This window comes from Mycetohabitans endofungorum (genome assembly GCF_002927045.1).
Taxonomy (GTDB): Bacteria; Pseudomonadota; Gammaproteobacteria; order Burkholderiales; family Burkholderiaceae; genus Mycetohabitans; species Mycetohabitans endofungorum.
Map to the genome: position 1 here is coordinate 288,813 of NZ_PRDW01000001.1, position 25,766 is coordinate 314,578.

Below are 25,766 nucleotides of genomic sequence, written 5' to 3' on the forward strand. Positions count from 1 at the left end.
CGTAGCGTGCTCGGCGATCGTCAAGGGCACGCAAGCGCGTCCAATATACCGCAAAGACACAGCCGACCGCCGATTTGGCGTACGGGATCGCGCGGCGGGCGGCATTGCGGCGTGGTTTGTTTTGAATCGTTGGAAGGGCTGGAAAGTGAAGAAAATCGGAATTGTAGGAGCAGGCTTTACCGGGGCAGTCCTCGCATACAGGCTCGCGCGCGAAGGCTACAGCGTCGACGTGTTCGATACCCGGCCGCACGTCGCCGGCAATTGCCACTCAGAACGCGATAGCGAAACGGGCGTGATGGTTCATGTCTACGGCCCGCACATCTTTCATACCAATGACGAGCACGTCTGGAAGTTTGTGAACCAGTTCGACGAGTTCATGCCGTTCGTCAACCGGGTCAAGGCAATCGTCAAGGGCCGCGTCTACACCCTCCCGATCAATCTGCTCACAATCAATCAGTTTTTTGGTAAGTCACTTTCGCCATTGGAAGCGAAGGCCTTTCTCGAATCGATTGGTGACAAGTCCATCGACATGCCGCAGAATTTCGAAGAGCAGGCACTCAAGTTCGTCGGCCGTGAGCTCTATGAAGCATTTTTTCTCGGCTATACGACTAAGCAGTGGGGCATGCACCCGACGGAGCTTCAGGCAAGCATACTAAAGCGTTTGCCGGTGCGTTTCAACTACGACGACAACTACTACAACAGCCTTTATCAAGGCATGCCCAGGAACGGCTACACCTATATCGTGGAAAAGCTGTTCGATCATCCTTCGATCAAGGTACATCTGAACGAACGCTTCGAGCGCAAGCAGGCGGGCGACTATGCGCACGTGTTCTATAGTGGTCCCATCGACGGGTGGTTCGGCTACAAGGACGGCCGTCTCGGCTACCGCACGCTAGACTTCGAGGCGTCGCGCCATGACGGCGACTACCAGGGTAATGCGGTGATCAACTACTGTGACGTCGCAGTGCCCTGGACGCGTATCTCGGAACACAAGCATTTCGCGCCGTGGGAATCGCACGAGCGCACGCTCATCTTTAAGGAGCACAGCCGGTTCTGTGGCGAAAAAGACGTTCCGTACTATCCGATCCGCCTCGCGAAGGAAAAGACACTGCTGAAGCATTACGTCGATCTGGCGAAGCAAGAGCGTAAGGTAAGCTTCGTTGGCCGCTTGGGTACCTATCGCTATCTGGACATGCACGTGACCATCCGCGAAGCACTCGACGCAGCAAATGTGTTCCTCGCGGCCGAGGCGCAGGGGCATGATGTTCCGGCTTTCTTCGTGGATCCTCTGCAGTGAATATCGCGGCGGTCGTTGTCACGCACAACCGGGCTCAACTGCTCGAGGACGCACTGCGGGCGTTGTTTGCCCAGACCTGCGCTCTGCAGTTCATCGTCGTAGTTGATAACGCAAGCTCGCCGGAAACCGCGCAGGTACTGCAGGGCTTTGAAAACGTCGACGTCCTGCGGCTCGAAGAAAACGTTGGTGGTGCGGGCGGTTTCGCGGCCGGTGTCGAGCGGGCCATGATGCATGGCGCTGATTGGATGCTTCTGCTCGACGACGACGCCATCGCGAAACCCGATCTCGTGGAGCGCCTCGTGGACGCCTTGCCCGGCGCCGCGGAGCAGCGTGTCGGGGCACTGTGTTCAAGCGTCGTCGAGTTTGGCCGTGTCGCGCTGATGCATCGACGCATGTTCGATCCTAAGACGCTACGGGAGCCTGTCATCCCGCGCGAATGCTATTGCAAAGCCCGAGTGCAGGTGGATACGGCTTCCTTCGTGGGATTCTTGCTGAGCGCGCGGGCGGCTCGCGAGGTTGGCCTGCCCAATGCATCGTTCTTTCTCGCCTACGACGACACCGAATATTCGCTGCGCCTGGGTCGTGCAGGCTGGTCCATCTGGCTCGTGCCTTCGGCGGTTGTCGATCATCTGCGCAGTCCGAAGGGACGCCTGCGCAATGGCCCCTACGCAACCAAGCACTATTACAATCTGCGCAATCAGCTTGCCGTTTTTCGCCATTACGGCACGGCGCCCGGCTGGCGCCTGTGGCTACCGATCATACTTCACGGCTTTGTCGCAGCCAAGGATTTGCGCCTTAGCTCGTTATGCACCTGGCTCAAAGCGCTGCGCGACAGCCGCAGCGTGCGCCTCTGAACGCGCCGCGGCCGCTCACCCGAGCGGGTCGCGCTTACGATAGGCTTGCGCGCGAAAAGCCGGCTGTTGTAGGCTGGTGCCGGTAGTCGAGCGTCGGTTGCACGTGATGCAAGATGAAGCTGATGACGCGCTTGCTTATCAGGCGATAGTGCGATGCCTTGCGCGTCAGACGGATGTCGTTGTGAACCACTTGTACAGTGCATAGAAACGCTGATAGCAGAGTCGATACATCAAACTTTGCGGCAGCGACTGCTCGTTGTGCGCAAATACCACATCCGTGCCGCCCATAGCAACGCTCAGCATGCGGGCGAGAAAATCGACATGGTCGACGAGCGAATCGAGAACGGCGACGAAATCGCCGAGCGCATACACCTGGAGTGTTACTTCTGCGCGGGTGTGGGTTACACGGGTGGCTCCCAGCCAAGATTGCGATTGTGAAAATCGCGTGCCACGGGCTCAACATCGTCCGGAGCCGCGCTCGACAATTCGGCGGCGTCAGGGACGATGGCGTCCTGCACGCCCTTCCACCAGGCTTGATCGACGCTCACCTGCTCAGCGTGCAACGAGAACGCGGGAATGCCGAACAGCGCAAACGCGTGCACGAGAACACTCGAGTAGACCGAGAGAATTGCCGCGATCGACTGCCGATTGCACGCGATCACCGTTTCGAGTAGTGGGGCGTCCGTTTCGAGCAAACGGGCGCCCATTTTCGCCAGCTTTGATTGCGGGAACGCTTCTTTCAGCGGCACGCGCGGATGGCTCTTCACCCACACAGTGTAGCCCTTGGCGAGCAGCGATGCAGCCAGCTCATTATACGGGTCGAGCATCGCGAGCGGATTCGGGCATTCGGTGGGCGGTGTGCCGCTCGTCACGACGATGACGTTGCGCCGTCCCGTGAAGCGAGGAATCCGGTAGCACTGCGTAGCGCGTTGCATCACTTGCAGGAACACCGTGCTGTCGATGGGAGACGTGCTGACGCTTGCGCGCCGCATTGCGGTTGGTGCCAAGGCAAAGAAGCGCGAATCCTCACGCGGTGGCGCAAAACGCAGAGCCTGGAGATAACTGGTTAGCCCTTCCTCGTAGAAATGGTAACGGCGTGCGGAGAAGGTCTGCTCCACGAATTCCGCCATTTCAATGAAAGGTGAATAGACCTCATCGAATTGCATGCCGGCGAACGGAAGCACGAGCGACGCCTCGATGCCATCGTAGTACTGCTCGTGATCGACGGTCTGCACGTCGATCCACTCGTTGCCGAGCTGATGAGCCCATTGGCGATTGCCCGCCGTGGGCTGCCGGTCGATCGTGACTAACAGATAATCGTCGAACTTGCGGCCTTGTTGACATGCGATGGTCGCAGCCATCGCCGTGGCGAAAAAGCCGGTCGAGATGAAGAGCCGCTTTGGCCGCAGGACAGTCAGCGTGTTCGCGATTTTTTGTTCGAGTTCGCTGGCGACCGACTGCTCAAAGCGCCTCAGGATACGGTCTTCGAGGCGCTGCAAGTCGCGTTCCATGCTCCTCCATGGAAGCAGGCGTGTTACAAGCGCATCAATGGCGATTTTCATTATTCAAGGTTTCCTGGCGGGCTTGGTGCTCGTGTGGCAGCGCCCGCTGCACAAGGTGGGCGCTGCGGCGATGGCCATATTGACGATGTTCGCCAGGTTCACTTATGTGCATGCCTGGCGAGCTTTCGCACGAAGGCTTCTTTCGTGGGAGAGAGGCGCGGCGGATGTTAGCACGTGATTATGCTTCAGAAGCTGAAGCGTGGAAAAGATGTCCGCCGCGGCGCTCTGCTCGTATTTTCCTTGAGAGAGTCTTCCAGCAGTCCGTGTACCCAGAAGTGCGTGCTGATCTGGATTTGCTTGAAAAAGCGTCTCGGCTCGCAGGTTCCCAAGCATCAAAATGCGTTTGAGCAGCGCCAACGCGATCAAGATGGTGGTGCGCCACGTCTGGGGAGCGCGCCAAAGAGCGCGTGGACGCCAGGCGGCTGACCGAATGGGGCAAACGTATTTATGCCTGGCACGAGGAAACGGTGGAGCGCAGCTTCGCTGACGCTAAACAATTGCACGGGCATCACTACGCCAAATGCGCGGGCTGCGCAACGTGGCCGAACAGTGCTTGCTGGCGGCCGCGGCGCAGAACATCAAGCAGATTGCGCTGCTGCTGGCGCGTCTGCGGGCGCTTTTACGCGCCTTCTGGCGCTCACTCGCACCGTTGCAGCGGCTCGTTGCCGATCTCGCGGACTTGCTTCACCAGATCGCGTTATACCGCGCCAACAGCGCAGCCGCATAAAAAAACAAACCCCATGTTCCGAAAAACATGGGGTTCGTCAGCAGTCTGGCCAGTTCATCGAACCGGCTTCTCTTTCAGAATAGTTGATGAGTAGTACTGGGATCGAACCAGTAACCCCTGCCGTGTGAAGGGGTTTGGCAGCCCGCTTCGCCTTGCTACACGGGCCTTCCAGTGCTTTACCGCTGAGCTAAAGCGCTTAAAATTTGCCTCGGAGTATCCCCAGAGTGTCCCCAGGGTCGCGGGATGGTTATGGCACATCGCCATGTGCGAGTATAGCCGTCTGGACCGAAATTTGTCCTACTAACCCGTAAGCCGTGCCCCCGCACGAGCGCACCCGAATTTCCCCGTACGCCCGTCTGGAAGCGCCCTCAAACAAAACAGTAAACGAGCCGGGGCTAGACACCGAGATAGGTGTCTACGCATGCCTAGAATAGGCAGGGGGCGCAAGGCAAAATTAGTATTTATATCAGTAAGTTACGGTTTAGATATTGAATGTGGTCGCCTTGTGGGGACACTCTGGGGACGCTGCGGCCGCATGACAGGCCCTAGGACGGGCTGGCGGGCAAGGCATAAAGGCAAACGATGGTATTGCAAGCCGTCAGCGGGGCTCGATGCAAACCGTAAGGCTATGAGTCGTCATTGCTGCTTCTAGCGCATCTAGTTTCTGGCAACGTGCCACGAATGCGCATGCACGCGTGGGCTATCTGTTTGCCGTTTGCTGTGGTTTGCTTGCTGTCCGCCCGTTTGTAACGCGTTGCGAGCTGCCGGTTAATTTCAGTCACCTTATCGACACAACACACCATTCTTCGCTTGCTGCCGGGAGGCTTGCTGACATTGTCGCAAGTCGCGTATCTGTGCCGCATTCCTGGAGCGAGCGAAGCAAAGCGACGAGTACCAGTGACAATAGCGTACCCTAGGGACTGAAGGAGCGGAGTGCTCCTACAATATAAGGGTGATAGTGGGCTCTCTACAATGACAGTGCCCTGACTTGTAAGCTTTGTACTTCTGCGATTGCGTGTCGGATTCTATTCAGTGTAAAGCCGCTCTGAAACACAAGAGAGACTAAGCTGCCATTTGCCATAGCTAATTTGCCAGCGGTCCTTGTCACCCGGTCGACAGGGAAATATGCTGGGTCCAGCAAGCTAATACGCTTGCCAACTACGAATAATGAATTAATTCAACCTGATGAGGCGGCAATGAGCAGGATAATTGCAGTTATTTTGATGCTTTGGTTCTCGCTTGTATCAGTACCTGCTTGGTCAGTCGGTGGACAATACACTACGGCTACGCCCGCTCTACAGGATGGGGCAATGCGAGTTCAGGGAATTCAAATCACAGATATTGTGGCAGAAGATACTGCTTGTACTGAGAATGATCGTATCGCAAAAGATGCCAACGGAACGCCTCTTTTGTCAATTCGCTCACTGGTCTGATTCAATGGGCGAGAGATCGGAGTGAACGAGTATGAGCCGACAGACAAAAATCAGCATGATTTTGGGTTTGCTCCTTATGCTGACAACTTGCGTTATAGTGGGAACACCAAGGCGTTATGTTGCTCCGGGCGAGTGGATTATGGCGTTCGCCTTATACACGGCTGTGTCGAGGTTATTAGTATGGTTATGCACCCCGTTCTACCGGAATCGCACGCGAATACGGAATGCTTCGAGAGGGGCATTGCGGCGATTCACCAGTAAGGGGCGTGCTGTGTTCGAAGGTTTCGAAAAAGAAGGAAAAGATTAGCTACACCTGCCGCCCGTACCACGCCCTCGTTTTGTCAGCAGTGTGTTGACTATTGCGGTCGATCAGGAAAAAACGTCGGGTCAAGCACTTGTTCCATCGACCACGGGCAGGTCTCGGGGAAAGTCGTGTATGACAGCCCCGTTTCTTTGGACGCTGCCTCGACGGCGTCATCCCAAGCGTCGGCACACCAGTCCGGATCATTAAGCGACGCTTTAAGGCTAGGTGTTTTACGGATACGTCGTTCAATGCTGTTGCGTTGAGTGTGAATCGTCGCTTCCCAACTTGCGCCGCGACGCTCGGATTGGAACTCCCATTTCAGCAAGTGTGAGAGCAGTACGGCCATGCGGTTCGCCAGTTCGCGTTGTTCGCTCTTGCCCACGTCTTCAATTTCCTCCGCGATGTGTTCTATATCGATGGAGGACAGCTTGCCCGCACGCAGCAGTGCAGCTTGCTCGTTGGCCCACGCTATCACATCTTCATCGTAGCTCGTTCCCATCATTCATCCCCCTCGGTTAGAGGTTGCTTCTATCAGACTTACCAATTATTTATTATAGGGCCATCAATAGCCGTCATCTGGCGCCATTGGCTAAATAGTGGACAGTGATGAGACTGCTATGCCCGGGAGCGCTCAAATCGAGCGTCCGTTTGTCATACGTGCACACCGCGTGGAGCTGTTGACAGCCCCTACAGCAACCGTCTGAATCACACAACGCGCCCAATCTTCAGCCTCAGCTTTGGTCGGGAATGACTTGGATTGAGAAGGGAATCCCTTTCGACGGATCTTGGCTTGGCAGCGGTACTGAGCTGAGCGATCGTCACGACGGGTGATAGTCGCCCTGCAAAACACCTCCTAATGTGCCCCGGAGTGTCCCCAAGGTCAAACTAGAAAGCGCTTAGCATGCGAAAACGCTTGAATTCATTGGTGGGTAGTACTGGGATCGAACCAGTGACCCCTGCCGTGTGAAGGCAGTGCTCTACCGCTGAGCTAACCACCCAAATGAGTCAGCGATTATGACAGGACTTGCGAGATCCGTAAAGTGCTTTTCACAGGCCCGGGCTGCGTTATCGTTATCCGGCGCTCGACTGGGCTCGCAGTGGCGCCGACCTGCTCGCGCGTTGATCTCGTGCGCATCTGTGGACACCGTACCGACGTGCGGGGCACGCCGCCGTATCACGCGGCAGCCGCGGGGGCGGCTTCGTTCACCAGCTGCGGCGGCTCCCGCCACACGCACGGCCCTTTGCGTGCTTTATCGAGTTCGTCGAGCACACTCGCGTGGGCGGCAAGTTCGTCATCGCTAGCACCGATAACGGGCAACTCAAACTGGGCGAGCGACACGCGCTCCGTGGCTACCGACCCTGGGCCCGGCGTGTCGGCCAGCATGTCGATGACCAGGCTTTCCTGGCCGCGCGTCATCGCCAGGTAGACGTCGGCCAGCAATTCCGCGTCGAGCAGCGCGCCATGCAGCGTGCGGTGCGCATTGCTAATGCCGAAGCGCTCGCACAGCGCGTCCAGTGAGTTGCGCTTGCCGGGGAACATCGCCTTGGCCTGCACCAGCGTGTCGATCACTTCGCCGCAATGATCGCGAAACGGCGGCAGCCCCAGCATCGCAAATTCCGCGTCGAGAAAGCCGATGTCGAACGGTGCGTTATGAATAATGAGGCCGGCATCCTTGACGAAATCGCGCAGCGCATCGGCAATTTCCGCGAACTTCGGCTTGTCGCGCAGAAACTCGGTAGTCAATCCATGCACGGCCAATGCGCCGGGGTCGCTGTCGCGCTCCGGATTGACGTAAAAGTGTAGGTTGTTGCCGGTCAGTTGCCGGTTGACGATTTCGACGCAGCCGATTTCAATGATCCGGTCTCCGCCTTTGGCGTTCAGGCCAGTGGTTTCGGTGTCGAGAACAAGAAGACGCATAGTGGGATTGCCTGTTCAGAAAAGTTCAGCATGCGGCGCGTGCGCACACGGCTCACGCTTGCTCGAGCGATGCCACGCCCCGGTTGGCTAGCGCGTCGGCCCGTTCGTTTTCCGGATGACCGGCGTGGCCGCGGACCCAGCGCCATTCGATCTCATGCAGCACGCTCAACGCATCGAGACGTTGCCATAGATCGGCATTCTTGACCGGCGTTTTCGCGGCGGTCATCCAGTTCTTCTTCTTCCAGCCGTGAATCCATTCGCTGATGCCTTTTTGCACGTACTGCGAGTCGGTATGGACAACCGCCTTGCATGGCCGCTTCAGCGCCTCGAGCGCGGCGATCACGGCCATTAGCTCCATTCGGTTGTTGGTCGTCGAGCGTTCGCCGCCAAACAGCTCTTTTTCCTGCGCGCCGAAGCGCAGCAGCGCGCCCCAGCCGCCTGGACCTGGGTTGCCTTTGCATGCGCCGTCCGTGTAAATCTCAATGAGGGTGTTAAATTCCATGAGTTCGTCGATAGGGTGACACGCAACGCCAGCGTACGCTGGCGTCGTCAGGGAGCGTTCGGCGCCGCAACCGGGTTCAGCGCCGGCGCGAGCGCCTGTTTTTTGACTTTGGCCGGACCGATCAGCCGCATGCCATGCACCCGCTTGATCGCGGTGATCATGTATGTCGCGCCGAAAATCGGCCACCAGCGATCGCCGGCCGCTTCCATGAACGCATACCGCGCGAGCCATGTCTCACTGTTCACCGGCGGACGGTAGCAGCCGAAGCGGCCACGGTCCAGTTCGAAGCCGAGCAACTTGATCCAGTCCTTCATTCTCGTAAAGGCGATCAGGTCGTGTGCTGCCGGCACGAACGCATGGCCGCCGCGGCGGCTGATCGACTGTCGCATGCCCCACAGGCTCAGCGAGTTGAAGCCGACGATCACGAGCCGTCCCTCCGGCACGAGGACGCGTTCGGCTTCGCGCAGCAGCCGATGCGGATCGTGCGTGAACTCGAGCGTGTGCGGCAGGATCAGCAGGTCCACGCTTTGCGATTCGACCGGCAGGTCCAGGAAATCGCACCAAAGCGTTTCGCGTTGCGGCGGCGCGTGGCGCCGGCCGGTATCGGCGGCGCCATGGCTGTCCTGGCCCGGCAATCGATATGGCGCGCTCGCGCCGCTGGCCGCGTCCAGCACCAGGCCGCGGCATGGCATGCGGTTCTCGCGCAACGCGTCGAGCTGCGGCAAGCCCAACTGCAGCGCGTAATAGCCGAACATGTCGGACACCAGGCGATCGAGTTGGCTTTGCTCCCACGCGAGCACGTATCGCCCCGGTGGTGATTCGGTCCAGGTTGGCCAGTCTATAATCGGTTGGTTCGACATTGTTTCTATAGGTCCTGCGCGATGAACGTACCGTTGGAAGCCAGATTAGTCCGTGACGCTGGTGGTGGGTTGCAATACATCCCGGTTCCGGCGTTCAAGGACAACTATATTTGGGTCATCTCGAACGGATGTGACGCCGCAGTGGTCGATCCCGGCGATGCCGCGCCGGTCGCCGACTTCCTGCAGCGACAAGGCTTGCGGCTGACCGCTATTTTACTCACCCACCACCATGCCGACCATGTCGGCGGAGTGGCCACGTTAATCCAGACGTGTGACGCACACGGCCCGGTCCCGGTGTACGGTCCGCGCAGCGAGGCCATCCAGGCAGTCACGAACCCGCTTGCGGGCGGGGATGAAGTCCGGATCGAGCCGCTCGGATTGGTATTGTCCGTGATCGACGCGCCCGGCCATACGCGCGGGCATATCGCTTATTTCGTGGCGGCCGGCTCGGATCCGGTGCCGCACCTGCTGTGCGGTGACACGCTATTTGCCAGTGGCTGCGGACGTCTGTTCGAGGGCACCCCACAGCAGATGCTGGCGTCGCTGGACGCGCTGGCGGCTCTGCCCGATGCCACCGAAGTGCATTGCGCGCACGAATACACGCTGTCCAATATCGCATTCGCGCTTGCGGTGGAGCCGGACAACGCCGACTTGCTCGCCTGGCGGGACCGGGCTCAGGGGTTACGCGCCGATGGGGTGGCGACTTTGCCGACTACGATGGGCCATGAGAAGCGTGTCAATCCGTTCCTGCGCGCCCATCTGCCATCGATCCGACAGCAACTAGCCGACAAGCGGCATGTGCACACGAGCGGGCGGCTCGACACTTTTACTGCGTTGCGTGAATGGAAGAACGTCTTTTGCTGACGTCAACCGCGTCGGTGGATCCGGACGTCATCACTTATCTCAACGACGCCGCATGTCGAGACCCTCACATCGATGGCGGATTTCGCACGAAACCTGAAGAACAGGCGTCAACGCCCGGATTTTGCAGGCTTTTTTACAGTTTTTAGGTTGACGCGTCGCACGCGTTCTGCGTACTATCGGACCCAATTTTCCGGCGCCCCTTTGGAATCCGAGACGTTCGATGCGATTGATACTCAGCGCGCTGTTGACACTGTTGCTCGCCGCCTGCGCGAGCAGTGGCAAGAATACGGCGCAACCCTCTCAACCGGCTTCCTCCACGCTTTCCACCTCGCAGAACCTGCAGCTCGTCGAAGGCAATCCCATCCAGAAGCATGCCGCGCTGTCCTCGTCCAAGCACACCATCGACGTTGATCATGGCAGCGTGCAAGAATTGCAAGGCTCCGATGACTTGTGGAGCCGGATTCGCGCCGGCGTCCAGATCCCGGACCTGCAAAGCAATCTGGTCGACATGCAGACGAATTGGTACGCGCAGCGCCCCGACTACGTCGAGCGTATGACTGAACGCTCGAAGAAGTACCTGTATCACATCGTCGAAGAGCTTGAGCAGCGGCATATGCCAACGGAGTTGGCGCTGTTGCCGTTCGTCGAGTCGGCGTTCAACCCGCATGCGCTATCGGTCGCGAAGGCCGCCGGCATGTGGCAGTTCGTGCCCGGCACGGGCCGCACCTTCAAACTGAAACAGAACATGTTTCAGGACGAACGGCGCGACGTCGTCGCCTCGACCAGTGCGGCGCTCGATTATCTGACGAAGCTGCACGGCATGTTCGGCGACTGGTATCTGGCGCTGGCTGCGTACAACTGGGGCGAGGGCAGCGTGAAACGCGCGATTGCGCGCAACCTGGCGCGCGGGCTGCCGACCGATTATCAAAGCCTGCCGATGCCGTCCGAGACGCGCAACTATGTGCCCAAGCTGCAGGCGGTGAAAAACATCGTGATGAACCCGCGGCAATATGGGCTGAGGTTGCCAGATATCCCGAATCACCCGTACTTCGTCACGGTGACGACCGCGCGCGACATCGACGTCAAGGTGGCGTCCAAGCTCGCAGGCCTTTCGCTGGACGAGTTTCGCTCGCTGAACCCCGGCTTCAAGCAACCGGTGATTCTCGGCGCATCGCAACCGCAGATTCTGCTGCCGTTTGAGAACGCGAATGTGTTTGAGCGCAACTTGAAAGCCTACGACGGCAGCCTGTCGACGTGGAAGACGTACAAGGTGACCGAGCGCGCGACCCCGGCGGTGCTGGCCAAGAAAATCGGCGTCGACTCGGGCATGCTGATGACGGTCAACAAGATTCCAGCCGGCATGCGGCTCAAGCCTGGCTCGACGCTGCTGGTGCCCAAGGACGATGGCGACGATGAGGATATCAGCGCCGACGTCGCGGAAAACGCGGTACTTGCGATGGAGCCGGACGTGCCCGATACGCGCAAGATGTTGATTCGCGTGCGGCGCGGGCAGTCGATCGCGGCGGTGGCCCGGCGCTATGGCGTGACGGTCGCGCAGATCAAGGCATGGAACCATACGCGGCGCAACACGGTGATGGCGGGGCAGCGGCTGATATTGCACGTACCGGTCCGGCGGGCGATCGCTAAGGAGGTGTTGGCGCCGCGCGCGGGCCGCGTGGAGAAGATTTCGGCGCGTGCGCAGAACAGGCGAGTCGTTTCGCGCTACGATGCGCGCAGGGGCCGTGCGAGCATCGTGCGCGTTGCCGAGCCGGTTCGCAGCAAGGTAGGCAAGGCGAAGGCGGGCAAGGGTGCGGCGAAGTCGGCGGGCGCTGCTGCGTCCACCGGGGCCGGCAAGGCGGCGCCGGCGTCCGCCGGTCAGACCAAGGCCGCAGTCGCGAGCCGCGCGAAGACCACGGGCGACGCGCGCAGACGCAAGGCAAAATAGGCGACCCGTGCATCGGGGGTGGGTTGTGGGGCGCACGTATATGACGCTCCGATCGCTCACGCTTTTCATCGCCGCAGTGCAGACTGTGGCGATTTCGTTTCCGCGCTCGATTTATCGGGCGGGAGGCCTGCGACGCGCGGGCGGGAAGTGGGCTGCGACAAGAGGCGACCGGGACTGCCGAGGACGCGCCGCGCCGATCCGGTTGAAAATGGGCTAAAACTGAAGCGTGGCCGACACTGGGCCGTTGAACCGATGGATTTTGAGGCAGGATCGGTTTCAAGTTATAATTTGAAAGTTTAAGTTAATCAACCCGCACCCTAGCGCCTACCGTCCCCAAACCGCTCGTCCGCCGCGCGCCCGATTTTATCGGAGCTGTCGCCCGCAGCGGGACCGCTTGTGCACGTCGTCCGTGAGTCGAACTGGCCCGGAGGCGGGCAATGCGCCCCCCGGACAAGGACGACTGGTCGGCAGCAGGGTGTCCCCGGAAGGAGCCTCCCGTGTTGCCGTCTTTTTCTCCCGCTCTGCTCGCGCTTGCCGATGGCACCGTTTTGCGCGGCTACTCGATCGGCGCCACCGGCCACACGATTGGTGAAGTGGTGTTCAATACTGCGATCACCGGTTATCAGGAAATTCTCACCGACCCCAGCTACGCGCGCCAGATCGTCACGCTGACGTATCCGCACATCGGCAATGTCGGCGTGAACGACGAGGACGTCGAGTCGGGTCGCGTCCATGCAGCCGGTCTGGTGATTCGCGACTTGCCGGTGCTGGCGTCGAATTTCCGCTCTCAACGCACGTTGTCTGACTATTTGGCCGGCGAGGGCGTGGTCGCGATTGCCGGTCTGGACACGCGCCGGTTGACCCGCATCCTGCGCGAGCGGGGCGCGCAGAACGGCTGCATCCTCGTCGGGACCGACGAACAGCAGGCGGTCGAGCTGGCGCGCTCGTTCCCGGGCCTGGCCGGCATGGATTTGGCAAAAGTCGTGTCGACGCACGCGCGCTACGAGTGGACCGAGGCCGAATGGCGTCTGGGTGCAGGCTACCGGGCACAACCAACACCGCAGTACCGGGTGGTCGCGTTCGACTACGGCATCAAGCGCAATATTCTGCGCATGCTTGCTGAGCGAGGGTGCCATGTGACCGTGCTGCCCGCGCAATCGAGCGTCGCCGACGCGCTCGCGTTCGATCCAGATGGCGTGTTCCTGTCCAACGGGCCCGGTGATCCGCAAGCGTGCGATTACGCGATCGCCGCGACGCGCGAATTGATCGAGCGCGGCGTGCCGACGTTTGGCATTTGCCTGGGCCACCAGATCATGGCGCTGGCTGTCGGCGCGAAGACGTTGAAGATGAAGACCGGCCACCATGGCGCCAATCACCCGGTCAAGGATCTGGACAACGGCAAGGTCGTGATCACCTCGCAGAACCACGGCTTCGCGGTAGACGCGTCGACGCTGCCGGCCAACGCGAAGGTCACGCACGTCTCGCTGTTCGATGGCACGCTGCAGGGGTTCGCGCTGCAAGATAAGCCCGCGTTCTGCTTTCAGGGGCATCCGGAAGCATCGCCAGGGCCGCACGACATTGGCTACCTGTTCGACCGGTTCGTTGACCTGATCGAGGCGAGCAAGACCGGCCGCAGCTGCGCCACGAGCGCCGCGTAGCGCCGCGCGGCGGGCGGCTCATTGCCCGCGGTGCGCCAGGCGGCGTGCAGGTGCGTGTGCAACATGCGCCGCACCGCAATACCGAAGACACGAATATCAGCGCGATACACGCGCACACCAGCGAGTAGCGTTATGCCCAAGCGGACAGACATCAACAGTATTCTTATCATCGGCGCGGGGCCGATCATCATCGGCCAGGCGTGCGAGTTTGACTATTCCGGCGCGCAGGCGTGCAAGGCGCTGCGCGAGGAAGGCTATAAGGTGATCCTGGTCAACAGCAATCCAGCGACGATCATGACCGACCCGGACACGGCCGACGTTACGTACATCGAACCGATCACCTGGGAAGTCGTCGAGACGATCATCGCGAAGGAGCGTCCCGACGCGATCCTGCCGACGATGGGAGGCCAGACCGCGCTGAACTGTGCGCTGGACCTGCATCGGCACGGTGTGCTGGACAAATACGGCGTCGAGTTGATCGGCGCGTCGCCCGCGGCGATCGACAAGGCCGAGGATCGGCAGAAATTCAAGGAGGCGATGGACCGGATCGGGCTGGGCTCGGCCAAGTCGGGGATTGCGCACTCGTGGGAAGAGGCGCTGAAGGTTCAGGCCGAGATTGCGCAGGCGACTGGCGGCGCGGGCTATCCAGTGGTGATCCGGCCATCGTTCACGCTCGGCGGCTCGGGGGGCGGTATTGCATACAACCGTGTCGAGTTCGAGGAGATCTGCAAGCGCGGCCTAGATCTGTCGCCCACGCGCGAGTTGCTGATCGAGGAATCGCTGCTGGGCTGGAAGGAATTCGAGATGGAGGTCGTGCGTGACCGGCACGACAACTGCATCATTGTCTGCTCGATCGAGAATCTCGATCCGATGGGTATCCATACCGGCGACTCGATCACCGTCGCGCCTGCACAGACGCTGACCGACAAGGAATACCAGTTGATGCGCGACGCGTCGCTCGCGGTGCTGCGCGAGATCGGCGTCGATACCGGTGGCTCGAACGTGCAATTTGCGATCAATCCGCGCGATGGTCGCATGATCGTGATCGAGATGAATCCGCGCGTGTCGCGCTCATCCGCGCTCGCATCGAAAGCAACGGGATTCCCGATCGCGAAGGTTGCAGCCAAGCTCGCGGTCGGCTATACGCTGGATGAATTGAAGAACGAGATCACCGGTGGCCAGACGCCGGCCTCGTTCGAGCCGACGATTGACTACGTGGTCACGAAGGTGCCGCGCTTTGCGTTCGAGAAATTTCGCGAGGCCGATCCGCACTTGACCACCCAGATGAAGTCCGTCGGCGAGGTGATGGCGATCGGACGCACGTTCCAGGAATCGTTTCAGAAGGCGCTGCGGGGGTTGGAGGTCGGCGTGGACGGACTGGACGAAAAGTCCACGGACCGTGACGAGATTGTCGAGCAGATCGGCACGCCGGGTCCGGACCGGATCTGGTATGTCGGCGATGCATTCCGCGCGGGACTGTCGCGCGACGAGATCTTCGACGAAACCGGGATTGATCCGTGGTTCCTCGCCCAGATCGAGCAGATCGTGCTGAAGGAAAAAGCGCTCGCCGCACGCTCGCTGGCCAGCCTGTCGCGCGACGAGCTGTTGTACCTGAAGCAGAGCGGCTTCTCGGACCGGCGCCTGGCCAAGCTTACGGGCGCAAGCCCGGCGGAGGTACGCGCGCGTCGCATCGAGTTGAATGTGCGGCCGGTATACAAACGCGTGGACACCTGCGCGGCGGAGTTTGCGACGAAAACCGCCTACATGTACTCGACGTACGAGCAGGAGTGCGAGGCGCAGCCGACGACGAACAAAAAGATTATGGTGCTGGGCGGCGGCCCGAACCGGATTGGCCAGGGCATCGAATTCGACTATTGCTGCGTGCATGCCGCGCTGGCGATGCGCGAGGACGGCTACGAGACGATCATGGTCAACTGCAATCCGGAAACGGTATCGACCGACTATGACACGTCGGATCGGCTCTATTTCGAGCCGCTGACGCTGGAGGACGTGCTCGAGATCGTCGACAAGGAAAAGCCGCTCGGCGTGATCGTGCAATATGGCGGCCAGACGCCGTTGAAGCTTGCGCTGGATCTGGAGGCCAATGGTGTGCCGATCGTGGGTACATCGCCGGACATGATCGATGCGGCCGAGGACCGCGAGCGCTTCCAGAAGCTGTTGCAATCGCTCGACCTGCGTCAGCCGCCGAATCGGACCGCTCGCACCGAGGACGAAGCGCTGCAGCTGGCCGGCGAGATCGGCTATCCGCTTGTCGTGCGTCCCTCCTACGTGCTGGGCGGCCGCGCGATGGAGATCGTGCATGAGCCGCGCGACCTGGAACGCTACATGCGCGAAGCGGTCAAGGTATCGAACGATTCGCCGGTGTTGCTGGATCGATTCCTGAATGATGCGATCGAATGTGATGTTGATTGCATTTGTGACGGCAGTGCGGTCTTCATCGGCGGTGTCATGGAGCATATTGAGCAGGCGGGCGTGCACTCTGGCGATTCTGCCTGCTCGCTGCCACCCTACTCGCTGTCGGCTGCGACCGTGACCGAACTCAAGCGGCAGACCGCGGCGATGGCGCGGGCGCTGAACGTGATCGGGCTGATGAACGTGCAGTTCGCCATCCAGCAGGTGCCGCAGGCCGACGGCACGCTCGGCGATGTGATCTACGTGCTGGAAGTCAATCCGCGCGCGTCACGCACGGTGCCGTACGTATCGAAGGCGACCGGGCTGCAACTGGCCAAGATCGCCGCGCGCGCGATGGTCGGACAGACGCTGGCCGCGCAGCGGGTGACACGGGAGGTTGAGCCGCCTTACTTTAGCGTGAAGGAGGCGGTGTTCCCGTTCATCAAGTTCCCGGCTGTCGATCCGGTGCTGGGACCGGAGATGCGTTCGACCGGTGAAGTGATGGGCGTTGGACGCACGTTCGGCGAGGCGCTGTTCAAGTCGCAACTAGCTGCTGGCTCGCGGCTGCCCGCCTCGGGCACCGTGCTGCTGACCGTGATGGACGCGGATAAGCCCAAGGCCGTCGAGGTAGCGCGCATGCTGCACGAGCTAGGCTATCCGTTGGTCGCGACGAAGGGAACGGCCGCGGCGATTGCGGCTGCAGGCGTGCCGGTCAAAGTCGTCAACAAGGTCAAGGACGGTCGGCCGCATATCGTCGACATGATCAAGAACGGCGAAATCGCGCTCGTGTTCACGACTGTCGATGAAACCCGGACCGCGATCGCCGATTCGCGCTCGATTCGCATGAGCGCGCAGGCGAACAAGGTGACGTACTACACGACGATGTCCGGTGCGCGCGCTGCAGTCGAAGGCCTGCGCTATTTGAAAAACCTTGAGGTCTATGATTTACAAGGGCTTCATGCTCGCCTAAACTGATTGTCGATCCGGCGGCGTGCTTGCGCAGATGAGGTAAGATGCGTTTGTACCCGTCGGTGGTACCCGAAGTAGCCCTATGAGCCGCGGTTGAGCGGTATCCCGAAATGGGATGCGATCAACCGCGGTAATTTTTTTAATCCTGAGCCTTTTATGAGCACTATTCCACTGACGAAGCGCGGTGCTGACCAACTGCGTGACGAATTGCAACGACTGAAGTTGGTCGAGCGTCCGTTGGTGATCCACGCGATCGCCGAGGCGCGTGCACAAGGTGATTTATCGGAAAACGCCGAGTACGATGCCGCGAAGGAGAAGCAGGCGTTTATCGAGGGCCGCATCGCTGAACTCGAATCGAAATTGTCGGCCGCGCAGATCATCGATCCGAAGGCGGTCGATGCGGACGGGCGCATCGTATTCGGCGCCACCGTCGATCTCGAGGATCTCGATTCGGGTGACAAGGTCACCTACCAAATCGTTGGAGACGACGAGGCGGATCTCGAACATGGGCTGATCTCGGTCAGTTCGCCAATTGCTCGCGCGTTGATTGGCAAGTTCGAGGGCGATGTGGCGGCGGTGCAAGCGCCCAGCGGCGTGCGCGAGTACGAGATCATCACGGTACGTTACGAGTAAAATGTCATGCTCCTGTTGATTGCGCCATTCGAACGATGATTGCACAGCGCCTGTTCCGCCTGCTCGCGATGCTGTGGGTCGGCAGTCTCGTCAGCACCGGCTACCTGGCTGCGCCGACCCTGTTCGCGTCGCTCGATCGCGTGAGTGCGGGCACGGTCGCCGCCTCGCTGTTCCACACGCAGGCGGTGATCGGCGTGGTGGCCGGTATCGTGCTGCTCGGGTTCGCGCACGCGTTTGTTAAGCGCGGCGACCGGGCGTACCGGGCCGCGCGTTGGGTGATCATCGCGATGCTGGTATGCGTGCTGGTCGGTTACTTCGCGCTGCAGCCGTTCATGAACGAATTGCGCGTCGCGGCGCAGCAAGCCGGGACGGATGTCGGAGATTCCGCCTATGCGGCGCGCTTTGGTGCTTTGCACTTCGCATCCAGCGCCATCTATCTGGTGCAAAGCCTGCTCGGCCTCGTGCTGGTGTGGCGCTTGCCGGTCGCCACGCGGTCGATGTTCTGAGCGATCGCCCCGCCGCCATCACGGTGCGCTCGCCGTGCAGGCTGGGCGCAATCGCATGCCGTCAAGCGTCGCGCGTGGACGCGCGGGATCCGGTAGCAGGTCGGTGGCGCCTATTTGTTAGACTGGTGCTGGCGCTTCGGACTTGTCTGTCGCTTTTTCGCCTTTTTGACATTGCCACCAGAGGTGACGCGTTCATTGCCGAGCACCTTGACCAATTGCGGCTTTGGGCGCCGTATCGTGTTGGACGGTTTCACAACCTTGACGACACGTGGCGCGGCACCGGCCGTCGACGTGTCGCGGCGCGCGGCGCAGCGGGCGGTGCCAGCGCTCGGCACGTCGGCGTTGCGCTGTGGCGCGGCGCGGCGGGCCTGGGCCGTGCGGGGCGCGCGCGAGGCCGTGCCGCGCGGGGCGCTGGCAGCGGTGTCGTCGCGTCGCGGCCTCCAGATCACCAGCAGCTTGCCGATATGCTGAATGGGCGCCGCCGACAGACGGTCACAGATCGTGTCGTAAAGCGCCGCACGCTCGTCGCGCTCGTCGCCGAACACGCGGATCTTAATCAACTCATGCGCGTTCAGGTGCACGTCGATCTCGTTGAGCACCGCGTCGGTCAATCCATCTGCGCCGATCAGGACGACTGGCTTCAGCGGATGGGCTTGCGAGCGCAGCGCGCTGCGCTCGGCGGAGGAAAGGGTAAGGGCAGGCATGTGGGTAATCCGGCAAGCAGGGCCGCGGCCAACGCGGCCGCAAAAGACGCTTATTATCCGCCAAAAGAGCCGTCACCGTGTCGCTCGGGCCACATTTAAACTCTTTTATGGCAAAAAACCGTTTCAATCAATCGTGGTTACATGACCACATCAATGATCCGTACGTCAAGCTCGCGCAGCGCGACGGATATCGGGCACGCGCGGCGTACAAGCTCAAGGAAATCGACGAACAGGACAAACTAATCCGGCCCGGACAGGTGATCGTCGACCTGGGCGCCGCACCGGGAAGCTGGAGCCAATACGCGCGCAACAAGCTGGCAGCCAGTCCTCACCGTGCCGGCGGCGGCATTGACGGCACGATCATTGCGCTGGATATGCTGCCGATGGAGCCGATCGCCGACGTGACGTTCATCCAGGGCGATTTCCGCGACGATGTGATACTGGCGCAGCTGGAGGCGGCCGTTGATGGCCGCGCGGTAGACCTTGTAATTTCCGACATGGCTCCCAACCTGTCGGGTGTCGCGGTGGCGGATGCGGCGCGGATCGAGCACGTGTGCGATTTGGCACTCGAATTCGCGCAGGATCACTTGACACCACAGGGAGCTCTGTTGGTTAAGTGTTTTCATGGCAGCGGCTACAGTCAGATCGTCGAGCGGTTCAAGCAGCAGTTCAAGACCGTGGCGGCGCGCAAGCCGAAGGCCTCGCGCGACAAATCGTCGGAAACGTTTATTCTCGGTCGGGTGCTGAAGCATCCGCGGGCGTGAATGCAGGAATATTGGTTCGGTAGCGTACTGTTTCGGTATTGCGCGCCGAAACGCGTGGGTTTTTTCAAGTTTTTCGCTATCCGCCCGAGAATCAATCGCTATGGCAGGGGGAGGCGGACTGGATTAGAATGCCCAAAGGTGGTTGGCTTTCTGGCTGGAAGTCGGATGCCGCCCTATATGAGTGAAGGAGTGGTGCGTTGAACAACAACATGTTTTCCAAGGCGGCAGTGTGGCTTGTCATCGCACTGGTGCTGTTTACGGTGTTCAAGCAGTTCGACAAGCCCCGCGTCCAGGAAGGCGTCACGTATTCGCAGTTCATGGACGACGCGAAGAATGGCAAGATCAAGAACGTCATCGTCCAGGGCCGCAACCTCACCGTCACTCCTGCGGACGGCCAGAAATATCAGATTGTGTCGCCCGGCGACATCTGGATGGTCGGCGACCTGATGAAGTATGGCGTGCAGGTCAGCGGCAAGGCCGATGATGAACCGAACGCGCTGGTGTCCGCGCTGTACTACCTCGGACCGACGATCCTGATCATCGGGTTCTGGTTTTACATGATGCGACAGATGCAAGGCGGCGGCAAAGGCGGGGCGTTTTCGTTCGGCAAGTCGCGCGCACGGCTGATCGATGAAAACAACAATGCGGTGAATTTTACCGACGTCGCGGGCTGCGATGAGGCGAAGGAGGAAGTGACCGAGCTAGTCGATTTCCTGCGCGATCCGCAGAAGTTTCAGAAGCTCGGCGGCCGTATTCCGCGCGGTGTGCTGCTCGTCGGACCGCCGGGGACCGGCAAGACGTTGCTTGCGCGTGCGATCGCCGGTGAAGCGAAGGTGCCGTTCTTCAGTATTTCGGGTTCGGACTTCGTTGAAATGTTCGTCGGCGTGGGCGCAGCACGCGTGCGCGATATGTTCGAACAGGCGAAGAAGCACGCGCCCTGTATCGTTTTCATTGACGAAATCGACGCGGTCGGCCGCCATCGCGGCGCCGGCATGGGCGGCGGCAACGACGAGCGCGAACAGACGCTGAATCAAATGTTGGTCGAAATGGACGGTTTCGAGGCCAATTCAGGCGTGATCGTCATTGCCGCGACCAATCGCTCCGACGTGCTCGACAAAGCACTGCTGCGTCCCGGACGTTTCGACCGTCAGGTCTACGTCGGCTTGCCGGACATCCGGGGACGCGAGCAGATCCTGAAGGTCCATCTGCGCAAAGTGCCGATTTCAAACGATGTCGATGCGTCAGTGGTGGCGCGCGGCACGCCAGGCTTTTCCGGCGCGGACCTCGCGAACCTGGTGAACGAGGCGGCGCTGTTCGCCGCGCGTCGCGGCAAGCGCATTGTCGAGATGCAGGATTTCGAGGATGCCAAGGACAAGATCTTCATGGGCCCGGAGCGCAAGTCAGCCGTGATGCGCGAAGAGGAGCGTCGCAATACCGCGTATCACGAGTCGGGCCATGCGGTCGTCGCGAAGCTGCTGCCGCACGCCGATCCAGTTCACAAGGTGACGATTATGCCGCGCGGCTGGGCGCTGGGCGTCACGTGGCAGTTGCCCGAGCATGATCGCGTCAACCTGTACCGCGACAAGATGCTCGAGGAGATCGCGATCCTGTTTGGCGGCCGGGCTGCCGAGGAAGTCTTCTTGAATTCGATGTCGACCGGCGCGTCCAATGACTTCGAGCGGGCGACCAAGATGGCCCGCGATATGGTGACGCGCTACGGCATGTCCGACGTGCTTGGGACGATGGTCTATATCGATACTGAGCAGGACGGCATGTTCGGCCGGATGTCGTCGCGCTCGGTGTCCGAGGCGACCCAACAGAAGGTCGACGCGGAGATTCGCCGCATCCTCGACGAGCAATATGCGCTGGCGCGCACGCTGCTGGAGGATAACCGCGAAAAGGTCGAGGCGATGGTCAAGGCGCTGCTCGAATGGGAGACGATCGACGCCGACCAGATCAACGACATCATGTCTGGCAATGATCCGCGTCCGCCAAAGAACCTGCCCCCGTCGTCCGGCGACGCGCCGAGCGGCGGCACGGGTGGCGGCGCCGAGGTGAAGCCCGCGCCGGGCGCGACCGCCCCCGCGTAAAACCACAACCGTTTCCCCGCCAAGGGCTGGTGCTGGTGCACCAGCCCTTTGTCATTTATTTTCTCCCGGGTACGCCTATTCGATGTCGAGTACTTCTAGCACAACCGGCCCGGCCGCCGGCGCGACGTTGCAATGTGGCCGCTTCAGGCTTACGCTGGCGCGGCCCCTAGTGATGGGCATTTTGAACGTGACGCCAGATTCGTTCTCCGATGGCGGACGTTTCGTTGGCTATGATGCCGCGCGTGCGCGCGCCCAACAGATGATCGACGAGGGGGCGGACCTGATCGACATCGGTGGCGAATCGACGCGGCCCGGCGCACCGCCGGTCTCGCTGGACGAGGAACTGACGCGGGTGCTGCCTTTGATCGACGTGTTGCGTGATACGGGCGTGCCGATCTCGATCGATACGTACAAGCCCGAGGTGATGCGTGCCGCGCTCGACGCCGGCGCGGACTTGATCAACGATATCTGGGGCCTGCGTCAGCCCGGCGCGCTCGATGCGGTACGCGACACGCGTTGCGGGCTGTGTGTGATGCATATGCAAGGCGAGCCCGGTACGATGCAACGCGAGCCGCAGTACCGCGATGTCGTCGCGGAGGTTCGCGACTTTCTCGACGAGCGGATCCGGTCACTGGGGCGCGCCGGGATCGCCGCGGACCGGCTCTGTGTCGATCCGGGCTTTGGTTTTGGCAAGACGGCCGAGCACAATTTCACGCTGCTGCGTGAGTTGCCGCACGCCGTGCCCGCCGGCGTGCCAAGTCTTGTGGGGCTGTCGCGTAAGTCGATGATCGGCGTGGCCACGGGTCGCAGCATGCCGCAGCAGCGGATGGCCGGTAGCCTTGCCGGCATGCTGGCGGCGGTCGATCGAGGCGCGGCGATTGTGCGCGTGCACGATGTCGCGCCGACGGTCGATGCATTGAAGGTTTGGCAGGCGATGCGGGCACGACCGTGGTACGACGCCCAGTCTGTGCACGGCTAGAACGATAAACAGCAACCGAGGCGACGCACGTTGCGGCGTGCGCGGCGCACACCGGTGGACGCGTCGCACAGTACGAAAAAAAGGAGTTCAACATGAGTCGTCGTTATTTCGGCACGGACGGTATCCGCGGCAAGGTGGGCGAGCCGCCGATCACCCCGGATTTCGTGCTGCGGCTCGGCTATGCAGCGGGCAAGGTTCTGGCCGGCGCGGACACCCCGGGCAGCGGGCGGCCGACCGTATTAATCGGCAAGGACACGCGGGTTTCGGGCTATATGCTCGAGGCGGCGTTGGAAGCGGGATTCTCGGCGGCCGGCATCGACGTGATGCTGGCGGGCCCGATGCCCACGCCAGGCATCGCGTATCTGACGCGCGCGCTGCGCCTGGCCGCCGGCGTCGTGATCAGCGCGTCGCACAACCCGTATTACGACAACGGTATCAAGTTCTTTTCGGGCCACGGCAACAAGCTGCCCGACGAGGTCGAGCATGCGATCGAGGACCAGCTCGAGCAACCGATGACGTGTGCGCCGTCCGAGCGGCTCGGTAAGGCGCGGCGTCTGGATGACGCGGCAGGACGGTATATCGAGTTCTGCAAGGGCACGTTTCCGGCCGCATTCGACCTGCGTGGACTGAAGCTCGTCGTCGATTGTGCGAACGGCGCGGCATATCAGGTCGCGCCGCACGTGTTCCACGAGCTGGGAGCCGAGGTCGTATCGATCGGTGTTGCCCCGAACGGCTTCAATATCAATGACGGGGTGGGTGCGACCGCACCTGACGCGCTGGTGGCGGCCGTGCGCGCCAATCATGCCGATCTGGGCATCGCGCTGGACGGCGACGCGGACCGGTTGCAGGTCGTCGACGCGTCCGGCCGCCTGTATAACGGCGATGAGCTACTGTACGTGCTCGTGAAGGACCGCATCGTCACACACGGATCGGTGCCGGGCGCGGTCGGCACGCTAATGACGAACCTAGCGGTGGAGGTCGCGCTGCAGCAGCTCGGCGTCGAATTCGTGCGTGCCGCGGTAGGTGATCGCTATATCTTGGAGCAACTGCGCGAACGGGGTTGGCAACTCGGCGCCGAAGGCTCCGGCCACATCCTGTCGCTGGACCGCCATACGACCGGCGACGGCATCGTATCGGCGCTGCTCGTGCTCGCCGCGATCAAACGTAGCGGTCAGACGCTGGCTCAACTGCTCGGCGGGCTGACATTGTTTCCACAGACGCTGGTCAACGTGCGGATGACGCCGGGTGCCGATTGGAAAGGCAGTATCGAGATTCGCGAAGCTGTCGCGCAGGCCGAGCGCGAATTGGGCCAGTGCGGCCGAGTGCTGATCCGCGCGTCCGGCACTGAACCGGTGCTGCGCGTGATGGTCGAGGCGCAGCGGGCTGACGAGGCAAGCGGCCACGCGCAAGCCATTGCCGAAGTCGCGCGCGCGGCGACCGCGGGGTGACCTGGGCACCGGCGCGGTAAAAAAGCCCGCAGGCTGAACTGTAAGCCTACAAGTTAGAGCGCAAACCTGCAAGCTGGAGCGGATTGGTTGGCACGAGCACGTTGGTCGGTAATGTGACGGTCAAAATTGATTCACCGAATGTCACATCACTGTCACATACGCCGCCTAAGCTTCGCGATGTCTCAAGTGCGCTCACCCTTGGAGGTCTCATGAAATCGATGCACACCGCGATCGCCGGCGTTGTCGGCGCCCTGTTTGCCTGGTCCGTGCAGGCTGCCGATATCACCGGCGCGGGCAGCACGTTCGCGGCGCCGATTTATACGAAGTGGGCCGATGCCTATCAAAAGTCGGGCGGCGGCAAGGTCAACTACCAGGGTATCGGATCGTCCGGCGGCATCAAGCAGATCATCGCGAAGACGGTCGACTTCGCCGGCTCGGACGCACCGCTGAAGGACGATGCGCTCGCCAAGGATGGCCTGTTCCAATTCCCGACCGTGGTCGGCGGCGTGGTGCCGGTGATCAACGTGCCGGGTATCAGGGCCGGCGAACTGGTGCTGTCCGGCGAAGTGCTGGGCGATCTCTACCTGGGCAAGATCAAGAAGTGGAATGACCCGGCGATCGCCGCGCTCAATCCGAAGGTGAACCTGCCGGATACCGATGTCGTTGTGGTGCGTCGCGCCGACGGGTCAGGTACAAGCTTCATCTGGACGAACTACCTGTCGAAGGTGAGCGCCGGGTGGAAGTCGAAGGTCGGCGAAGGCACGACGGTGAATTGGCCGGTGGGCACCGGCGGCAAAGGCAATGACGGTGTGGCTGCGTTCGTGCAGCGCCTGCCTGGCTCGATCGGCTACGTCGAATGGGCCTATGCGAAGCAAAACCATATGACCTACACTGCGCTGAAGAACCAGGCTGGCACGGTCGTCGAGCCGAAGACCGAAACGTTCAAAGCCGCGGCCGCCGGCGCCAACTGGAAGAAGTCCTTCTACCAGATCCTGACGAACCAGCCGGGCAAGCAAGCCTGGCCGGTGGTCGGCGCGACGTTCGTGCTGCTGCACGCCGCGCAGGACAAGCCTGAGCAAGGCAAGGAGACGCTCAGGTTCTTCGACTGGGTATTCAAGAACGGCACGCAGGCCGCGAACGAACTGGACTACATCTCGCTGCCGGAATCGGTTGTCAGTGAAATTCGCACGCAGTGGAAGTCGAAGGTGAAGGACGGCGCGGGCAAGGCGCTCGCCGAGTAACCGGCATCCCGTGTCGGCGCGGCGGGCGCAACCGCTTCGCGCCGCGCCGGCGCGTGGTGCGTTGACGACAACCGGCTACGCGCGCGAGCGTTGCGC

Annotated in this window: 22 protein-coding genes, 1 tRNA gene and 1 pseudogene; 16 read left to right on the forward strand and 8 right to left on the reverse strand. The window is 61.2% G+C overall.

Annotated elements, in window-relative coordinates; genetic code table 11:
• Window positions 1-145: 145 nt before the first annotated feature.
• Together glf and B0O95_RS01405 are read left to right on the forward strand one after the other, a co-directional pair.
• The gene (glf, locus tag B0O95_RS01400; protein ID WP_104076356.1) at window positions 146-1,297 is read left to right on the forward strand and encodes a UDP-galactopyranose mutase; all 1,152 of its coding nucleotides are present in this window, start codon (window positions 146-148) and stop codon (window positions 1,295-1,297) included.
• Window positions 1,294-2,151, forward strand: coding sequence for a glycosyltransferase (locus tag B0O95_RS01405; protein WP_104076246.1), 858 nt, complete (start codon window positions 1,294-1,296; stop codon window positions 2,149-2,151). The genes glf and B0O95_RS01405 overlap by 4 nt, the downstream gene beginning before the upstream one ends.
• A gap of 165 nt (window positions 2,152-2,316) precedes the next feature.
• Here the strand turns inward: B0O95_RS01405 and B0O95_RS01410 are convergent, their stop codons facing one another.
• Complete coding sequence (locus B0O95_RS01410; RefSeq protein ID WP_104076247.1) at window positions 2,317-2,523, reverse strand: glycosyltransferase family protein; 207 nt, start codon at window positions 2,521-2,523, stop codon at window positions 2,317-2,319.
• A 29-nt stretch (window positions 2,524-2,552) separates the two neighbouring features.
• Window positions 2,553-3,662: a polysialyltransferase family glycosyltransferase gene (locus B0O95_RS01415; RefSeq protein WP_104076248.1), complete on the reverse strand. Its 1,110-nt coding sequence runs from the start codon at window positions 3,660-3,662 to the stop codon at window positions 2,553-2,555.
• A 37-nt stretch (window positions 3,663-3,699) separates the two neighbouring features.
• On the opposite strand from B0O95_RS01415, the gene B0O95_RS01420 reads away from it, so the two are divergent.
• The 3 genes and pseudogenes from B0O95_RS01420 to B0O95_RS01430 all read left to right on the forward strand — a co-directional run bounded on the left by B0O95_RS01420 (window position 3,700) and on the right by B0O95_RS01430 (window position 5,873).
• Window positions 3,700-3,891: a hypothetical protein gene (locus tag B0O95_RS01420; protein WP_146063952.1), complete on the forward strand. Its 192-nt coding sequence runs from the start codon at window positions 3,700-3,702 to the stop codon at window positions 3,889-3,891.
• 168 nt (window positions 3,892-4,059) lie between these two features.
• A pseudogene (locus tag B0O95_RS01425) lies at window positions 4,060-4,440 on the forward strand (transposase); the annotation flags it as partial.
• 1,151 nt (window positions 4,441-5,591) lie between these two features.
• Complete coding sequence (locus B0O95_RS01430) at window positions 5,592-5,873, forward strand: hypothetical protein (RefSeq protein WP_146063953.1); 282 nt, start codon at window positions 5,592-5,594, stop codon at window positions 5,871-5,873.
• A 356-nt stretch (window positions 5,874-6,229) separates the two neighbouring features.
• Here B0O95_RS01430 and B0O95_RS01435 read toward each other — a convergent pair whose 3' ends face one another.
• From B0O95_RS01435 to B0O95_RS01460, 5 genes are all read right to left on the reverse strand, one after another.
• On the reverse strand, window positions 6,230-6,676 hold the full coding sequence (locus B0O95_RS01435; RefSeq protein WP_104076357.1) for a DUF29 domain-containing protein: 447 nt from the start codon (window positions 6,674-6,676) through the stop codon (window positions 6,230-6,232).
• Between the two features lie 424 nt (window positions 6,677-7,100).
• Window positions 7,101-7,175 (reverse strand) — tRNA-Val (locus B0O95_RS01445).
• Between the two features lie 176 nt (window positions 7,176-7,351).
• A complete protein-coding gene (dnaQ, locus tag B0O95_RS01450) occupies window positions 7,352-8,095 on the reverse strand; it encodes a DNA polymerase III subunit epsilon (RefSeq protein ID WP_104076251.1) in 744 nt (247 codons plus the stop codon).
• Between the two features lie 52 nt (window positions 8,096-8,147).
• The gene (rnhA, locus tag B0O95_RS01455) at window positions 8,148-8,597 is read right to left on the reverse strand and encodes a ribonuclease HI (RefSeq protein WP_104076252.1); all 450 of its coding nucleotides are present in this window, start codon (window positions 8,595-8,597) and stop codon (window positions 8,148-8,150) included.
• A 47-nt stretch (window positions 8,598-8,644) separates the two neighbouring features.
• Complete coding sequence (locus B0O95_RS01460; protein WP_104076253.1) at window positions 8,645-9,457, reverse strand: class I SAM-dependent methyltransferase; 813 nt, start codon at window positions 9,455-9,457, stop codon at window positions 8,645-8,647.
• Window positions 9,458-9,478: 21 nt separating this feature from the next.
• On the opposite strand from B0O95_RS01460, the gene gloB reads away from it, so the two are divergent.
• The 6 genes from gloB (at window position 9,479) to B0O95_RS01490 (ending at window position 18,444) form a co-directional block, all read left to right on the forward strand.
• The gene (gene gloB / locus B0O95_RS01465; protein WP_104076254.1) at window positions 9,479-10,321 is read left to right on the forward strand and encodes a hydroxyacylglutathione hydrolase; all 843 of its coding nucleotides are present in this window, start codon (window positions 9,479-9,481) and stop codon (window positions 10,319-10,321) included.
• Between the two features lie 220 nt (window positions 10,322-10,541).
• The gene (locus tag B0O95_RS01470; protein WP_104076255.1) at window positions 10,542-12,266 is read left to right on the forward strand and encodes a transglycosylase SLT domain-containing protein; all 1,725 of its coding nucleotides are present in this window, start codon (window positions 10,542-10,544) and stop codon (window positions 12,264-12,266) included.
• Between the two features lie 497 nt (window positions 12,267-12,763).
• On the forward strand, window positions 12,764-13,924 hold the full coding sequence (gene carA / locus B0O95_RS01475) for a glutamine-hydrolyzing carbamoyl-phosphate synthase small subunit (protein ID WP_104076256.1): 1,161 nt from the start codon (window positions 12,764-12,766) through the stop codon (window positions 13,922-13,924).
• A gap of 132 nt (window positions 13,925-14,056) precedes the next feature.
• The gene (gene carB, locus B0O95_RS01480) at window positions 14,057-17,311 is read left to right on the forward strand and encodes a carbamoyl-phosphate synthase large subunit (protein ID WP_104076257.1); all 3,255 of its coding nucleotides are present in this window, start codon (window positions 14,057-14,059) and stop codon (window positions 17,309-17,311) included.
• Between the two features lie 150 nt (window positions 17,312-17,461).
• A complete protein-coding gene (gene greA / locus B0O95_RS01485) occupies window positions 17,462-17,938 on the forward strand; it encodes a transcription elongation factor GreA (protein WP_104076258.1) in 477 nt (158 codons plus the stop codon).
• A 35-nt stretch (window positions 17,939-17,973) separates the two neighbouring features.
• Window positions 17,974-18,444, forward strand: a complete 471-nt coding sequence (locus B0O95_RS01490) for a DUF4149 domain-containing protein (RefSeq protein WP_104076259.1) — start codon at window positions 17,974-17,976, stop codon at window positions 18,442-18,444.
• Between the two features lie 110 nt (window positions 18,445-18,554).
• Here the strand turns inward: B0O95_RS01490 and B0O95_RS01495 are convergent, their stop codons facing one another.
• Window positions 18,555-19,148: a YhbY family RNA-binding protein gene (locus B0O95_RS01495; protein ID WP_104076260.1), complete on the reverse strand. Its 594-nt coding sequence runs from the start codon at window positions 19,146-19,148 to the stop codon at window positions 18,555-18,557.
• A gap of 107 nt (window positions 19,149-19,255) precedes the next feature.
• Here B0O95_RS01495 and B0O95_RS01500 point away from each other — a divergent pair, with 107 nt between their 5' ends.
• The 5 genes from B0O95_RS01500 (at window position 19,256) to pstS (ending at window position 25,670) form a co-directional block, all read left to right on the forward strand.
• Entirely contained in the window at window positions 19,256-19,912 is a 657-nt protein-coding gene (locus tag B0O95_RS01500; protein WP_104076261.1) for an RlmE family RNA methyltransferase, read from the forward strand.
• Between the two features lie 197 nt (window positions 19,913-20,109).
• A complete protein-coding gene (gene ftsH, locus B0O95_RS01505; RefSeq protein ID WP_104076262.1) occupies window positions 20,110-22,002 on the forward strand; it encodes an ATP-dependent zinc metalloprotease FtsH in 1,893 nt (630 codons plus the stop codon).
• A gap of 82 nt (window positions 22,003-22,084) precedes the next feature.
• Window positions 22,085-22,981 (forward strand): dihydropteroate synthase, encoded by an 897-nt coding sequence (gene folP, locus B0O95_RS01510; RefSeq protein ID WP_104076263.1) that lies wholly within the window; start codon window positions 22,085-22,087, stop codon window positions 22,979-22,981.
• Between the two features lie 92 nt (window positions 22,982-23,073).
• A complete protein-coding gene (gene glmM, locus B0O95_RS01515) occupies window positions 23,074-24,429 on the forward strand; it encodes a phosphoglucosamine mutase (protein ID WP_104076264.1) in 1,356 nt (451 codons plus the stop codon).
• A gap of 209 nt (window positions 24,430-24,638) precedes the next feature.
• Window positions 24,639-25,670 (forward strand): phosphate ABC transporter substrate-binding protein PstS, encoded by a 1,032-nt coding sequence (gene pstS, locus B0O95_RS01525; protein ID WP_104076265.1) that lies wholly within the window; start codon window positions 24,639-24,641, stop codon window positions 25,668-25,670.
• The last annotated feature ends 96 nt before the right edge of the window (window positions 25,671-25,766 follow it).